7 protein-coding genes are annotated in these 14,914 nt (G+C 62.6%); 4 read left to right on the top strand and 3 right to left on the bottom strand.

Annotated elements, in window-relative coordinates; translation table 11 throughout:
* Nucleotide 1: 1 nt before the first annotated feature.
* Nucleotides 2–1,774 carry an N-acetylglutaminylglutamine amidotransferase gene (locus tag CXQ82_RS21800; RefSeq protein WP_101272245.1) on the bottom strand — a complete coding sequence of 591 codons (1,773 nt, stop codon included), beginning with the start codon at nt 1,772–1,774 and terminating at the stop codon, nt 2–4.
* A gap of 242 nt (nt 1,775–2,016) precedes the next feature.
* Between CXQ82_RS21800 and CXQ82_RS21795 the strand changes: the two genes are divergently transcribed.
* Complete coding sequence (locus CXQ82_RS21795) at nt 2,017–6,813, top strand: NEL-type E3 ubiquitin ligase domain-containing protein (RefSeq protein ID WP_157832187.1); 4,797 nt, start codon at nt 2,017–2,019, stop codon at nt 6,811–6,813.
* Here CXQ82_RS21795 and mnmC read toward each other — a convergent pair.
* Nucleotides 6,810–8,789, bottom strand: coding sequence for a bifunctional tRNA (5-methylaminomethyl-2-thiouridine)(34)-methyltransferase MnmD/FAD-dependent 5-carboxymethylaminomethyl-2-thiouridine(34) oxidoreductase MnmC (mnmC, locus tag CXQ82_RS21790; protein WP_101272243.1), 1,980 nt, complete (start codon nt 8,787–8,789; stop codon nt 6,810–6,812). The genes CXQ82_RS21795 and mnmC overlap by 4 nt on opposite strands.
* Nucleotides 8,790–8,930: 141 nt before the next feature.
* Between mnmC and pap the strand changes: the two genes are divergently transcribed.
* From pap to CXQ82_RS21775, 3 genes are all read left to right on the top strand, one after another.
* Entirely contained in the window at nt 8,931–10,445 is a 1,515-nt protein-coding gene (gene pap / locus CXQ82_RS21785; protein ID WP_101272242.1) for a polyphosphate:AMP phosphotransferase, read from the top strand.
* 352 nt (nt 10,446–10,797) lie between these two features.
* Nucleotides 10,798–11,982: a thiolase family protein gene (locus CXQ82_RS21780; RefSeq protein WP_101272241.1), complete on the top strand. Its 1,185-nt coding sequence runs from the start codon at nt 10,798–10,800 to the stop codon at nt 11,980–11,982.
* A 105-nt stretch (nt 11,983–12,087) separates the two neighbouring features.
* Nucleotides 12,088–13,044: a DMT family transporter gene (locus CXQ82_RS21775; RefSeq protein ID WP_101272240.1), complete on the top strand. Its 957-nt coding sequence runs from the start codon at nt 12,088–12,090 to the stop codon at nt 13,042–13,044.
* 366 nt (nt 13,045–13,410) lie between these two features.
* On the opposite strand, the gene CXQ82_RS21765 is transcribed toward CXQ82_RS21775, so the two are convergent.
* Entirely contained in the window at nt 13,411–14,799 is a 1,389-nt protein-coding gene (locus CXQ82_RS21765; RefSeq protein WP_101272239.1) for a class II fumarate hydratase, read from the bottom strand.
* Nucleotides 14,800–14,914: the final 115 nt, after the last annotated feature.

The following is a 14,914-nucleotide window of genomic DNA, read 5'->3' as shown; positions in this document are numbered from 1 at the left end:
ATCAGATTCCTTGTTCGCTGAGCCACAGGTTCAGCGCCGCCAGTTGCCACAGCTTGGAGCCGCGCAGCGGGGTCAATTGGCCTTGCGGGTCGGTGAGCAGGCGGTCGAGCATGGCCGGGTTGAACAGGCCACGATCCTGGCTCGGGTCCAGCAGCAGTTCGCGTACCCAGTTCAGGGTGTCGCCTTGCAAATGCTTGAGGCCGGGCACCGGGAAGTAACCTTTTTTGCGGTCGATGACTTCGCTGGGGATGACTCGGCGCGCGGCTTCTTTCAACACTTGCTTGCCACCGTCCGGCAGCTTGAATTTGCCCGGTACACGGGCCGACAGCTCCACCAGGCGGTAGTCCAGGAATGGCGTGCGTGCTTCCAGGCCCCAGGCCATGGTCATGTTGTCGACACGTTTGACCGGGTCGTCCACCAGCATCACCGTGCTGTCCAGGCGCAGGGCCTTGTCTACGGCCGCGTCGGCACCGGGCATGGCGAAATGTTCGCGCACAAAGTCACCGGCGGCGTCGTTGGCGGTCAGCCATTTCGGCGCGACGGTGGCGGCGTAGTCGTCGTAGCTGCGGTCGAAAAACGCCTCGCGGTAGGCCGCATACGGGTCGCTGGCGCCGTCCACCTGCGGGTACCAGTGGTAACCGGCGAACAATTCGTCGGCGCCCTGGCCGCTCTGTACTACCTTGCAATGCTTGGCCACTTCCCGCGACAGCAGGTAGAAGGCGATGCAGTCGTGGCTGACCATCGGCTCGCTCATGGCGCGGAACGCGGCCGGCAGTTGCTCGATGATCTCGCTTTCGGCGATGCGCAATTGATGGTGTTGCGTACCGTAGTGCTTGGCGATCAGGTCCGAGTATTGAAACTCGTTGCCAGCCTCGCCACCGGCGTCTTCAAAACCGATGGAGAAGGTCGACAGGTCTTGCACGCCGACTTCCCGCAGCAGGCCGACGAGCATGCTCGAATCGACGCCGCCGGAGAGCAGCACGCCGACATCCACGGCGGCGCGTTGGCGAATCGCCACGGCTTCGCGGGTGCTGTCGAGCACGCGGTCGGTCCAGTCTTCCAGCGTCAGGTTTTTCTCATCGTCATGCGGGCCGTAGGGCAGGGTCCACCAGGTTTTCTGTTCGGTGTTGCCCTTGGCATCGATGCGCAGCCAGCTGGCCGGCGGCAGTTTTTCAATGCCCGCCAGTAAAGTACGCGGCGCAGGTACCACGGCGTGGAAGTTCAGGTAGTGATTAAGCGCGACCGGGTCGAGGATCGGGTTGATATCGCCTCCTTTCAGCAGCGCCGGCAACGCCGAGGCAAATCGCAGGCGCTGGCCGGTACGCGACAGGTACAACGGCTTCACGCCCAGGCGGTCACGGGCGATGAACAGACGCTGGGCGTCGCGTTCCCAGATGGCGAACGCGAACATGCCATTGAGCTTGGGCAGCAGTGCCTCGCCCCAGGCGTGATAACCCTTGAGCAGCACTTCGGTGTCGCCGCCGGAATAGAAGGCGTAGCCCAGGGCTTCCAGCTCTTCGCGTAATTCCGGGAAATTGTAGATCGCGCCGTTGAATGCCAGGGACAGCCCTAATTGGGCGTCGACCATCGGTTGGGCGGAGCCGTCCGACAGGTCCATGATTTTCAGGCGTCGATGGCCCAGGGCAATCGGCCCTTGGGCGTGGAAGCCCCATGCGTCGGGGCCTCGTGGGGCGAGGTGATGGGTGATTCGTTCCACCGCTGCCAGGTCGGCAGGTTGTTGATCAAAGCGTAACTCGCCAGCTAATCCGCACATAAATTCCTTACCGGTTTTTCCGTTGGGGAGAGTTCAGGGGGGCCGCGTCAAATGGCGGCTACCCAGAAACTGACACGGGTGAATCCAGGGAGTTTTAGAACGATCGGTTATAAGCAGGGTTTTCAGCTGGGGCCGGCGCGCAGCAGCGGCGCAGCTGACGCGTGTGCCACATAGTTACCTGAGGCCGCGTGCGACGGATGGTTATGGTGCGGGTTCACTTCTGCGCAACAAGGATATTGCCGATGCCCGATCCCGTTTCCGTGCCCGCTCAACTGACCCCGGCACTGCTCTCATCCACCCTGTTGGAGTTGACCGGCGACTTGGATAAAGCCGATGTACTGCAACAACGAATCCCCCGTTGGCTGTTCGAGGCCAAACCTGAACTGTTGGAGCAACTGGAGAAAATGCATGAATTGGGCGGGCTCCACGAGCCCAGGGTCAATGCCATCCTGCAACGTATCAAAGGTATTGATCAGTTCTGCGCCGACGAATTGACCCGTGGCCTGCAGCGTCAGTTCGGGGTGGCCCTGGACGTCAGGCGCGATCATCTGTGGCTGCCTTGGGATGTGCTGGACAGCGGTACCGCAACGTTCGGTGTGCCAACGACCCAAGTGATCATCGAAACCCGGACGCTGCTCGAGGCGGCGATGCTGAATTTTTCCGAGGATGAGGCCCAGGGCCGGCGGTTTCCGAGCGGCAGCCAGATCCGGCGCGACACCGATACCGTTGTGAGCCAGATCAGCGTTACGGCCTTCGCGACCTACTGCCGCAGCCTTGACCTGGGGCGACGCTACCAGGAGCACCTGCGTGGCGCGATCAAACAGGCCGTGCCGTTGGCCGATGAGTCGCTGTACAACGCCGATGCCGTCGAAATCAAGCAGCTCAAGGTCTATGACATGGCAACGGATGTGTACCTTGCGTACATGCGCGGGGATATCACCGCGCCGGCCTTCAAGCTGCTCCTGGGCTTTACCCGGCAGGGTGCCAGCCTGAGCAAGGCCGGCGTGCTCGGCGAAATCTATGGTGGCAAACCGCTGGTGTGGCAAGGGCTGGATGTGCATGACAGTTGCTTGTGGGGCATCGTGGTGTTTTCCCAAGACGCCATTGATACCAATCCCCAAACCCCCTGCATCGTTTATATGCCGGGAGAGCCCTATCGACCGATTTTCGAATACCCCACGTTTGCCGCGTTTCAGACCTACCTGACGTTAAAGCTGCAGGTCAAAAGCTATGCCGATTTTTTCGTGCGTTACCTTGATGAAGAGTCCCGCGGGGGTTTTTTCAAGCGGTTCTCGGTGGGCAAATCCCTGGGGCTGATCAAGCCGATGGCGATCAACGTCGGGCTGTTCCAGTTTTTTTTCAATAGCCTGATCGGCAAGTTGCAAAAAGACAGCCGCGTGCTGGCAGTCCCCACCGCGGACTTTGACCAGGCGGTGCGCGACCAGCGTTGGCGCGACTATGAGTCATGGGGCTTGGACCTGTTGAACCTCGCTGGTTTTTTTGTACCGGTCATCGGGCAATTGATGCTCGGGGTAGCGATTGGGCAAATGCTCGGTGAGATCTACGAGGGTGTGCAGGACTGGCGCCACGAAGACCGCAGCGCAGCACTCGCGCACCTGCGCAACGTGCTGGAAAGTGTCGCCTCGATGGCCGCGTTTGTGGCAGGCGGCAAGGTGGTCGGCAGCTTGCGCCGGGTTGCGCAACATAATCTGGAGCTGATCGACAACTTCCAGGCAGTTGACGCGAGCGATGGTACGCGGCGCTTGTGGCGTACAAGCCTCAAGCCCTATGAGCAGCCATTGACCGCCACCGCGCCCGATAACCAGGGGGTGTATTGGAGTGGTGGGCGGCCTTGGGCCAGGATTGACGGGCGCGCCCACGCACTGCGTTTCGACCCGTCTTCGGGGCAGTGGCGTATTCGTCATCCGCGTCGCCCGGATGCCTACGCGCCGCCGGTGCTGCACAACAGCGCGGGAGGCTGGCGAGGGCTCCATGAGCGCCCGCAGGAGTGGAGCAATACACTCTATGCCCTGCGGCGTCTGGACCCGCGGCTGGTAGCTTTGAGCGACACCCGCCTGGAACAGATCTGTCAGGCTAGTGATGTGCAACTGCCGCAGGTGCAGCGCTGGGCCGAGGGTAATCTCAAGCTGCCGGCGAGCTTTGTCGACAGCATTCAGCGGTTCGCCCTGAATCAGAAAATCACTGACTTGATCGCCCGCCTAGAACAGCGTCAGCCCTACACGGCCGAGGATATTACCTTGCAGTTGCAGGCGTTGCCGTTGATGCCCGGGTGGCCCCGAGGCCGTTACCTTGAGGTGCTCCACGCCGAGGGTAACGCCTTGATCCGTTACCCGGCGACCGCGCGTACCGATAACGAATTGAGTGTTCAGATCAGCCAGGAGCAACGGGAAGAAGGCGAAGTGCTGGTGGGCGCGGCAGAGGGGCTGTACCGCGCCGAGCTGGACACGCTGCTGGGTGACACGCCGCTGCGCACGGGTGAAACCGACGCCGAAGCACTGGCGCGGCGCCTGGCGCAGACCTTGAAGATCGACCGCCAACCCCTGTTCCAGAAACTGTATGCCGACTATGACCAGCCGGTGGGCGCAGAGCCGTCGCGGTTGCTCGAGAACGTGCCGGGCCTGCCTGCCAGCATTGCCAGGGAGCTGATCGACAACGCGGCCAGTATTGACCGAATCCACCTGCGCGATGAACGCCGCGTGCCGTTGTCGCTCGCGCAGGCGGGCCGCGAGGCCGCCGCGCAGGTACAGCGTGAGCGGCTGATGGCGAGTTTCCACATGCCGGAATTGGCGGATATGCAGGCTCATCGATTTTCCTGGCGTCTGCTGCAGGATTTGCCTGGTTTTCCCGACACCTTGCAGTTGCAATTGCGCGAGGCCTCGGCCAGCGGGGCAGTGCTGGAGCGTATCGGTAATTCGGCTGCCACCAAGACCCAGGTGGTGGTCAAGACCGGCGAGCGCTATCAGGCGTTCGAAACCGACGGGCGTGCCCTGGGCGAGCAGTTCAGCGGCCCGCAGGCGTTCTATCGAGCGACCTTGCAAACGTTACCCGTGGAGATGCGAACCGGCCTGGACATCAGCGGCAGTGCGGCGTCAGATGCACAAAGGTTGCGTTATCACCTGCTTGATCGCGCCGTGGCGGAGCGTGGCAGAGGGCCTGAAGAGCCTGTCGTGTCGGCAAGCGCTTGCCAAGTCATGGACTCACCGCCGACGCCGGCGGTTACCACGCGTGCACAGCGCGGGATGATGCGCAAGATCAGAAGCCTGTACCCGTTTTTCAGCGAGAGCCAGGCCCGTGAAACGGTTATGAGCCTGGGCCTCGACGACCCGTCACGAGCACTTGCAGTGCGCCAGCGCGAGCAGCAACTGGCCAGGCTTGATGCGCTACTCAAGGCGTGGATGCAGCGTGACGACGACATGCGAAAACTTCCCGGGCGCCTGGAGGACTATCAGCTCAGCCGGCGTCAGGTAACCGACCGTTTACGCAGTGCCTGGCGCCGTCAGACGCGTTTGCCCAATGAAGCCCGCGCGCAGGTATATGGCTTGAGCCTTGACGGCATGCGGGTCGGCAAGTTGCCGGCGTTGCCGGCCGATATCAACTTTGATCACGTGCAACGGCTGTCGCTGAAAAACATGGCGCTGGATAACGACGTCGCCTACTTCCTCAAGGCGTTCAAGGGCCTGCGTTCACTGGAATTGGACAAGAACCAGCTCACCTGGCTGCCGGAAGTGTTGTCCCATATGCCCTGGTTGCAACGCCTGAGCCTGGCGCAAAACAGCCTTAACCTCAGCGACGCGACCACCAAAAAATTGCAGGCCATGAGCGGTTTGCGCGCGCTGGACCTGAGCAGCAACCCTTTGGGTGAGACCCCGTCGGTCAAACAAATGAACGCGCTGCAATACCTGAACCTGCGCAACACCCGCGCCCGTGAGTTGCCCGAGGGTTTGCTGACGCGCTTGCATCTGGAGGATGCCAACCTGCGCGAAAACGACATCGTCGAATTGCCCTCGCAGCTGTTTACCGCGCCGGTGGCGGTGACCGAGAAAATCAACCTGCGGCTCAATCCGGTCTCGTCCAAGAGCCGCCAGGACCTGGACGAATACCGGCGCCGCACCGGTGTGGGCATGGGCTTGCAGGATGACGACATTGCGCTGTTGAGCGAGCAACGTTCCCGGCAAGCCTGGCTGGAAGGCAAGACTGCCGATGCGTACCGCGCACGTGAAGTTACCTGGGAGCTGCTCAAGGACGATTGGCAGTCCGCGGACTTTTTTGCGGTACTGCGCCAACTGGTCAATACCCCCCAATACAAGCAAGTGCGGGCAGACCTGGTGCGCCGGGTGTGGCAGGTGATCGAGGCGGCCGCCGAGAATCGCGAGTTACGCGAGTTGCTGTTCAATCTGGCCAGTGGCGAGCCCAATTGCGTCGACGCGGCGGCTTACAGCTTCAGTGAGATGGAAGTCACGGTGATGCTCAATAAGGCCATGAACGAGGCGGGTACCCGCACACCCAGTGTGGCAACGTTACTGAAATTGGGGCGAGGACTGTTTCGCCTGGAGCAGCTCGACAGCATTTCCGACATCTTCAGCCGGCGTAAAAACCTCGCCGACCAATTGGCCGTGCGCCTGGTGTATCGCAGTGGGCTGGCCAAGGCCCTGGACTTGCCGGGGCAGCCGGAAACGATTGCCTACCGCGAGGTGGGCGGCGTGACTCAAGAGGACCTGACAGACGCGTTGACGCAGGTCAGCACGCGGGAGATGACCTCGGACCTGTTGCGCTTTATGACGCGCCAGGGTTTCTGGCTGGAGTACCTCAAACGTCGTCACTCAGCGCAGTTCAGCCGCGTCAGTCAGGTGTACGACACGCAACTCAAGGCGCTGGAGGTGACCAGCAGCACCTACCTCGCCCAGGCGCTCAAAGTGCAGAACGACCACCATCAAGCCCGTGAGCAGTTGGTGGACCGCCTGACCCGCAAGGCCCTGGAGGATGGCGATAAACCCCAGGCGGGGCAGTGCCCGCTTTAAGCCTTGGCGCGAATCAACCCGCGCACGGCAAAACGGTTCGGATGGCAGGCTTCGGCCACGCTTCTGGGCAGCGGCAACGGTTCGTTGTCCAGCCAGGCCGCCAGCAACTCCCCGGATAACGGTGCGGTGATCAGCCCGCGGGAGCCGTGGCCGCTATTGACGTACAGGCCGTCGAGCCACGGGCAGGGCGTGTCCGGCACTTGGCGCGCGTCTTTGCTCAGCACGCCATAGGCCTCGCTGAATTGCTGCGGGTCTGCCAGCGGTCCGACAATGGGCAGGTAGTCCGGGCTGGTGCAGCGGAACGCGGCGCGGCCTTCGAGGTGTTCGGGGGCCAGTTGCCCGGCGCCCAGGCGTTGCGCCAGGTCGGGGGAGATTTCCTGCAGCATCGCCAGGTTGCCCGCATGTTCGGCGGCGGTGGGCGTCAGGTCATCGTTCTTGAAGTCGAAGCTGGCGCCGAGGGTGTGCTCCCCCAGACGCGCCGGTGCCATATAGCCCTCGGCACACACCACGGTGGCCAAGGCCTGGCTCGCCTCGGTCTGCGGCAAGCGGGTGATCTGCCCGCGAATGCGCTTGAGGGGCAACTCGGCACTCGGCGCAAAGCGCTTGACCTCGGCGGCGCCGGCCAGCACCACCACCGGGGCGCTTGCCAGCAAGCTGTCGCCGTCCCACGCCTGCCACGCGCCGTCGGCCTTGCGCAGCTCCAGCACGTCACGATGGGTGAGCACCGCGATGCCTGGCTGGCGGGCTTGCCATTCGCACAGGGCGGGCGGGTGTACCCAGCCGCCTTCGGGGAAAAACAGCCCGCCATGTTCGAGCGCCACACCGGCTTGGGCCTCGGCCTGGGCCTGATCCAGCAGGTGCAGCAAGCCCGGCGCAAACGCCTGGGCCAGTTGCGCCTGGCGCTCGGCTTCCTTGGCGTTGAAGCCCAGTTGCAGCACGCCGCAGCCATCCCAATCCACCCCGCGTTGCAGGTGCTCGAGCAGACGCCGGGTATGCCCGAAACCACTGACGATCATCTGCGACAACGCTGTGCCGTGGGCCGAGAGCTTGAGGTACAGCACCCCCTGCGGATTGCCCGAGGCTTCCTGCGCCAAGCCGGCGTGACGTTCCAGCACACTGACCTGCCAGCCCCGCGTCGCCAGGCTGGCGGCCGTGGCGCAACCGGCCAGGCCGCCGCCGATCACCAGCGCGCGGCGCTCGCCGGCCAAGGGGGCAGGGCGGGCGAACCAGGGTTTGATCACGGGGGGCGGGGGGGTATCGGCGGGCCAGCCGAGAAACTCGCCGCGCAGGATCTCCCACTTGTGGCCGATGCCTGGCGTGCGTTTCATCTTGAACCCGGCGGCATTGATCAGCCGGCGCACCCAGCCGGTGCTGGTAAAGGTGCTGATGGTCGAGCCCGGCGCCGCCAGCCGCGCCAGTTCGGCGAACAGCTCGGCGGTCCACATGTCGGGGTTTTTCGCCGGGGCGAAGCCGTCGAGGAACCACGCGTCAATCTGTGCATCCAGTTGCGGCAGTTGCTCCAGGGCATCGCCGATCAACAGGGTCAGGGTCACGCGGCCGTTATCCAGCACCAGGCGCTGGAAGCCCTGGTGGATGGCAATGTACTGGGCCAGCAACTGATCGGCGAAGGGTTTCAACTCCGGCCACAGGGTCAGGGCGCGTTGCAGGTCGGTGTGGCTCAGCGGGTACTTTTCCACGCTGACAAAATGCAGGCGCGCCCCCGCCACGGCGTGTTGCTCGAACAACTGCCAGGCACACAGGAAATTCAGGCCGGTGCCGAAGCCGGTTTCGCCGATCACCAGCCGCCCGCCGTCCGCCAGCGCGGCAAAGCGCTCCTGCAAACGGTTCTGCTCAAGGAACACGTAGCGGGTTTCTTCCAGGCCCGACTGGTCGGAGAAGTACACGTCATCGAAGACCCGCGAGTGCGGGCGGCCTTGGTCATCCCAGTCGAGCTGGGCGTGGGAGATGGGGTTCATGGGCGGCTCGGTAAACACAAGACGGCCATTCTAGCCGATCAACCGGCAATGAATTGACCCACAGCAAGCGCGGGTGGAATTTCCTCCCGCGTGTTGTTGCCCAATCCGCTAGTCTTGAGCCATCTTGAAACGGAGCTGCCCATGTTCGAATCCGCCGAAATCGGTCACGCCATCGACAAAGACACCTACGACGCCGAAGTGCCGGCCCTGCGCGAAGCCTTGCTGGAGGTGCAGTACGAGCTGCAACAGCAGAAGCGCTTCCCGGTGATCATCCTGATCAATGGCATCGAAGGCGCCGGCAAGGGCGAAACCGTCAAGCTGCTCAATGAATGGATGGACCCGCGCTTGATCGAGGTGCGCACCTTCGACCAGCAGACCGACGAAGAACTGGCCCGCCCACCGGCCTGGCGCTACTGGCGCCAATTGCCGGCCAAGGGCCGCATGGGAATTTTTTTCGGCAACTGGTACAGCCAGATGCTGCAAGGCCGGGTGCACGGGCAGATCAAGGACGCACGCCTGGACCAGGCCATCGCCGGTGCCGAACGCCTGGAAAAAATGCTCTGCGACGAAGGCGCGCTGATTTTCAAATTCTGGTTCCACCTCTCCAAGAAGCAAATGAAGGCGCGGCTCAAGGCCCTGGCCGACGACCCGTTGCACAGCTGGCGCATCAGCCCGTTGGACTGGCAGCAGTCCGAGACCTACGACAAGTTTGTGCATTTCGGTGAGCGCATCCTGCGACGTACCAGCCGCGACTATGCGCCGTGGCATGTGATCGAAGGGGTGGACGCGCATTACCGCAGCCTTACCGTGGGCAAGCTGCTGCTGGAGGGCCTGCAAAACGCGCTGAAGTTGCCCAAGGGCAAGGCCAGCGGCATGAACCCGGCGCCGTTGATCGCCTCGGTGGACAAGAAGAGCCTGCTCGACAGCCTCGACCTGACCCTGCGCCTGGAGAAGGACGATTACGAAGAACAGCTGATCACCGAGCAGGCGCGTTTCTCCGGGCTGATGCGCGACAAACGCATGCGCAAGCACGCGCTGGTCACGGTATTTGAAGGCAACGACGCGGCGGGCAAGGGCGGGGCGATCCGTCGCGTGGCGGCCGCGTTGGACCCGCGCCAGTACCATATCGTGCCGATTGCCGCGCCGAGCGAGGACGAACGCGCCCAGCCCTACTTGTGGCGGTTCTGGCAGAAGATCCCAGCGCGCGGCATGTTCACCGTGTTCGACCGTTCATGGTACGGCCGCGTGCTGGTGGAGCGCATCGAGGGCTTCTGCACCCCGGCCGACTGGATGCGCGCCTATGGCGAGATCAATGACTTTGAAGAGCAACTGCGAGACGCGGGGGTGATCGTGGTCAAGTTCTGGCTGGCCATCGACAAACAGACCCAGTTGGAACGTTTCCAGGCTCGCGAGGAGATCCCTTTCAAGCGCTTCAAGATCACCGAGGACGACTGGCGCAACCGCGACAAGTGGGACGACTACCGCGCCGCCGTCGGCGATATGGTCGACCGCACCAGCACCGAGGTGGCGCCCTGGACCCTGGTGGAAGCCAATGACAAGCGTTGGGCGCGGGTCAAGGTGTTGCGCACCATCAACCGGGCGCTGGAAGAGGCGTTCGAAAAGACCGACAAGCACGACAAAAAGAAAAAGAAATAACCCCGTTTATTGTGATGGGCAGGCGTGTTGTGGCGAGCGGGCTGGCTGTGGCTAGAGGGCTGGTTGTGGCGAGCGGGCTGGCTGTGGCGAGCGGGCTTGCCCGCGTTGGGCTGCGAAGCGGCCCCAAAACCTGCGAATGCGGTCTGCCTGTAATACTGCGGTGTCTGTAATAGGGCCGCTTCGCAGCCCAACGCGGGCAAGCCCGCTCGCCACGGCAAGCCCGCTCGCCACACAAGCCCCGTGCCCGCACAAGCCATGCTTTTGCATACGCCAGGTGAATGATCGTCGCGGTTGGGCGGGCCTGGATCTATGCTCGATCCGTCTCCCAACAACGACAAGATCGAGGTAGCCCATGCGTGAAGTAGTGATCGTCGACAGCGTGCGAACCGGCCTGGCCAAGTCCTTTCGTGGCAAGTTCAACCAGACCCGCCCGGATGATATGGCGGCCCATTGCGTCAACGCGTTGCTGACCCGCAATGGCATCGACCCGGCCAGCGTCGAGGATTGCATCGTTGGCGCTGGCTCCAATGAAGGCGCCCAGGGCTACAACATCGGACGCAACGTAGCAGTGCTCTCGCAATTGGGCACGGGCACGGCTGGCATGACCCTCAACCGTTTCTGCTCGTCGGGCCTGCAGGCGATTGCGATTGCCGCCAACCAGATTGCGTCGGGGTGCAGCGACATCATCGTTGCCGGTGGTGTCGAGTCCATCAGCCTGACCATGAAAAGCGTCAACACCGACAACCTGATCAACCCGCTGCTTAAAGAGCAGGTGCCGGGCATCTACTTCCCCATGGGCCAGACCGCCGAAATCGTCGCGCGCCGCTATAACGTCAGCCGCGAAGAACAAGACCTCTATGCCCTGCAAAGCCAGCAGCGCACCGCCCAGGCCCAGGCCGATGGCTTGTTTGACGATGAAATCGTGCCGATGGTCGTCAAGTACAAGGTCGAGGACAAGACCACCGGGGCCGTGCAGATCCTGGACGGCGTGGTCGACCGCGATGACTGCAACCGCCCCGACACTACCCTGGCCAGTCTCCAGGGGTTGAAGCCGGTGTTTGCCGAAGATGGCTCGGTGACGGCGGGTAACTCCTCGCAGCTGTCCGACGGCGCCTCGATGACCCTGGTGATGAGCCTGGAAAAAGCCCTGGAACTGGGGCTCAAGCCCAAGGCGTTTTTCCGTGGGTTTACCGTGGCCGGTTGCGAGCCGGACGAAATGGGCATCGGCCCGGTGTTCTCGGTGCCTAAGCTGCTCAAGGCCAAGGGCTTGCAGGTGGCGGATATCGACCTGTGGGAACTCAACGAGGCGTTCGCGTCGCAGTGCTTGTATGCGCGCAATCGCCTGGAAATCGACAATGCCAAATACAACGTCAATGGCGGCTCCATCTCTATCGGCCATCCGTTCGGCATGACCGGTTCGCGGCAGGTTGGGCATCTGGTGCGTGAGCTGCAACGGCGCAACCTGCGTTACGGCATCGTCACCATGTGTGTGGGCGGTGGCATGGGCGCCACTGGCCTCTTCGAAGCCGTGCGCTAGTTATCACTGAAGAAACCGGCTCCCACATTTAAATTACGACATAGCCCTATCCTTTCGCTTGCCCCTAGAATGCCTGTTCCACTTCCTCAGGCATTCGGGGCACTCATGCACATCTCTTCCGGCCGCTGGGTCTATGGCTTTGGCTTGACTCTGTTGACCGCGCTGCTCTGGGGCATTCTGCCGATCAAGCTCAAACAGGTATTGCAGGTGATGGACCCGATCACCGTTACCTGGTTCCGGCTGACCGTGGCCGGCGGCTGCCTGTTTATTTACCTGGCACTCACCAAACGTTTGCCCAGCCGTAAAGTACTCGGCCCCAAGGGCGGTTGGCTGGTGGCGATGGCCGTGTGTGGGCTGGTGGGCAACTACGTGCTGTACCTGGTCGGTTTGAAAATGCTCAGCCCTGGCACTGCCCAGCTGGTGGTGCAAATGGGCCCGATCTTCTTGATGATCGCCAGTGTGTTCGTCTTCAAGGAACGCTTCAGCCGGGGCCAGGTGCTCGGGTTGTTTGTGTTGATCATCGGGTTTGGCCTGTTCTTCAACCAGCGTCTTGATGAGTTGCTCACCTCCATGGGCGCCTACACCGCCGGAGTGCTGACCATTCTGCTCGCCACCTCGATCTGGGTGTTCTACGCCCTGGGCCAGAAGCAATTGTTGACGGTGTGGAATTCGCTGCAGGTGATGATGGTGATCTACCTGACCTGCGCGTTGCTGCTCACGCCTTGGGCGCACCCGCTGGAAGCCCTGCAACTGAGCCCGTTGCAAGGCTGGCTGTTGCTGGCGTGCTGCATGAATACGCTGGTGGCCTATGGCGCGTTTGCCGAAGCGCTGGCGCATTGGGAGGCTTCGCGGGTGAGTGCGACTTTGGCGCTTACGCCGTTGGTGACGTTTGTGGCGGTGGCGTTGGCGGCGTGGTTGTGGCCTGAGTATGTGCAGGCTGAAGAGATCAACGCGCTCGGGTATTTCGGGGCGTTGGTGGTGGTGCTGGGGTCGGCGACGGTGGCGTTGGCGCCTTCGTTGTTGGCAGGGCTCAAGGCCCGGCGCTTACGCATGGCCTCCTAGGTTTATCAGGTAGGGCGCGGATCAAAATGTGGGAGGGGGCCTGCCCCCGATAGCGGTTTGTCGGTGTACATATCCGTTGTTCAGGTAACGGCGGCTTAGGGTTCCGCCCTTACGGCGGGTCACTTTTGGAAAAGAGCCCCAAAAGTAACCAAAAGGGCTCTTGCCCCAACACTCGGCACCTCGCCTTGGCTCGGTGTGCCCGCACTCCGGCTTGAATCCGTGGGCCGCCGCCATGGGCCATCCTTGGCCCATCGCGGCTAACCCGGCGTCCTGCCGGGTTACCCACGGATTCAAGCCTGCGTGCGGCCAGCGTGTTTAACGGGGCGCCTAAGATCAAGATCACGATCACAAGCAAATCAAAAGCTCTTAATGCCCCGCTTCCAGCATGTTTTCCGGGCGTACCCACTGGTCGAATTCTTCGTCGGTCAGGTAGCCCAGGTCCAGTGCGGCTTCGCGTAGGGTCAGCCCTTCGGTGTAGGCCTTTTTGGCGATTTGCGCGGATTTGTCGTAGCCGATATGTGGGTTGAGTGCGGTCACCAGCATCAGCCCGCGTTCCAGGTGTTCGGCCATTTGCCCGGCATCCGGTTCCAGGCCGGCTACACAGTGTTCCTGGAAGTTGTTGCAGCCGTCGGCCAGCAGGCGGATCGACTCCAGCAGGTTGTGGATGATCACCGGTTTGTACACGTTCAACTGCAAATGCCCTTGGCTGGCGGCAATGCCGATGGTCACGTCATTGCCCAGCACCTGGCAGGCCAGCATCGACAGCGCTTCGCACTGGGTCGGGTTGACCTTGCCCGGCATGATCGAGCTGCCCGGCTCGTTGGCCGGCAGTTTGACTTCGGCCAGCCCGGCACGTGGGCCAGAGCCGAGCAGGCGCAGGTCGTTGGCGAGTTTCATCAGGGCCACGGCCAGGGTTTTCAGGGCGCCGTGCAGGGTCACCAGCGGCTCATGGCCGGAGAGGGCGGCAAACTTGTTCGGTGCGGTAACGAACGGCAGGCCCGCCAATGCCGCCAGCTCGGAGGCAATCGCTTCGCCAAAGCCATGCGGCGAGTTGAGCCCGGTGCCAACGGCAGTACCGCCCTGGGCCAGCTCGCACACGGCGGGCAGGGCGCTGCGGACTGCGCGTTCGGCGTAATCGAGTTGGGCGATAAAGGCCGACAGCTCCTGGCCAAAGGTGATCGGCGTGGCGTCCATCATATGCGTGCGGCCGGTCTTCACCAGTTTCATATGGCGCGCGGCCAGTTCCGCCAGGCCACCGGACAGGTTGGCAATCGCCGGCAACAACTGCTGGTGCACGGCCTGCACGGCCGCGATGCTCATGGCCGTGGGGAAGCAGTCGTTGGAGCTTTGGGAGCGGTTCACATGATCGTTGGGGTGCACCGGGCTCTTGCCGCCGCGAGTCTTGCCCGACAGCTCATTGGCGCGGCCGGCGATCACTTCGTTGGCGTTCATATTGCTTTGGGTGCCGCTGCCGGTCTGCCAGACGACCAACGGGAACTGGTCGTCATGTTGGCCGGCCAGCACTTCGTCGGCGGCCTGTTCGATCAGGCGGGCGATGTCGGCGGGCAGGTCGCCGTTGCGGTCGTTGACCCGTGCAGCGGCCTTCTTGATCAGGGCCAGGGCGTGCAGTACCGCCAGGGGCATGCGCTGTTCGCCGATGGCGAAATTCACCAGCGAACGTTGGGTCTGGGCGCCCCAGTAAGCGTCATCCGGGACTTCTACGTCTCCCAGGCTGTCGGTTTCGATACGGCTCATCGGGCACACTCCTTCAGGTTCGTTTGCGCAGTTTAGGCCTTGATGGACCTTGGGGGTTCCCTAAAAGACTTTTCATCGGATTGATTGCGCGCAAATCCGCACCCGACAAGGCCCG

The organism is Pseudomonas sp. S09G 359 (assembly GCF_002843605.1).
Lineage (GTDB): Bacteria > Pseudomonadota > Gammaproteobacteria > Pseudomonadales > Pseudomonadaceae > Aquipseudomonas.
Note: the sequence above shows the minus strand (reverse complement) of the source record. Positions and strands in the feature narration are given on the sequence as shown.

Bases quoted from the DNA above. Each gene is read 5' to 3' on its own strand.
- CXQ82_RS21775 (WP_101272240.1), top strand. From the start codon at position 12,088: ATGCACATCTCTTCCGGCCGCTGGGTCTATGGCTTTGGCTTGACTCTG.
- CXQ82_RS21780 (WP_101272241.1), top strand. From the start codon at position 10,798: ATGCGTGAAGTAGTGATCGTCGACAGCGTGCGAACCGGCCTGGCCAAG.
- CXQ82_RS21800 (WP_101272245.1), bottom strand. From the start codon at position 1,774: ATGTGCGGATTAGCTGGCGAGTTACGCTTTGATCAACAACCTGCCGAC.
- mnmC (WP_101272243.1), bottom strand. From the start codon at position 8,789: ATGAACCCCATCTCCCACGCCCAGCTCGACTGGGATGACCAAGGCCGC.
- CXQ82_RS21765 (WP_101272239.1), bottom strand. From the start codon at position 14,799: ATGAGCCGTATCGAAACCGACAGCCTGGGAGACGTAGAAGTCCCGGAT.
- CXQ82_RS21795 (WP_157832187.1), top strand. From the start codon at position 2,017: ATGCCCGATCCCGTTTCCGTGCCCGCTCAACTGACCCCGGCACTGCTC.
- pap (WP_101272242.1), top strand. From the start codon at position 8,931: ATGTTCGAATCCGCCGAAATCGGTCACGCCATCGACAAAGACACCTAC.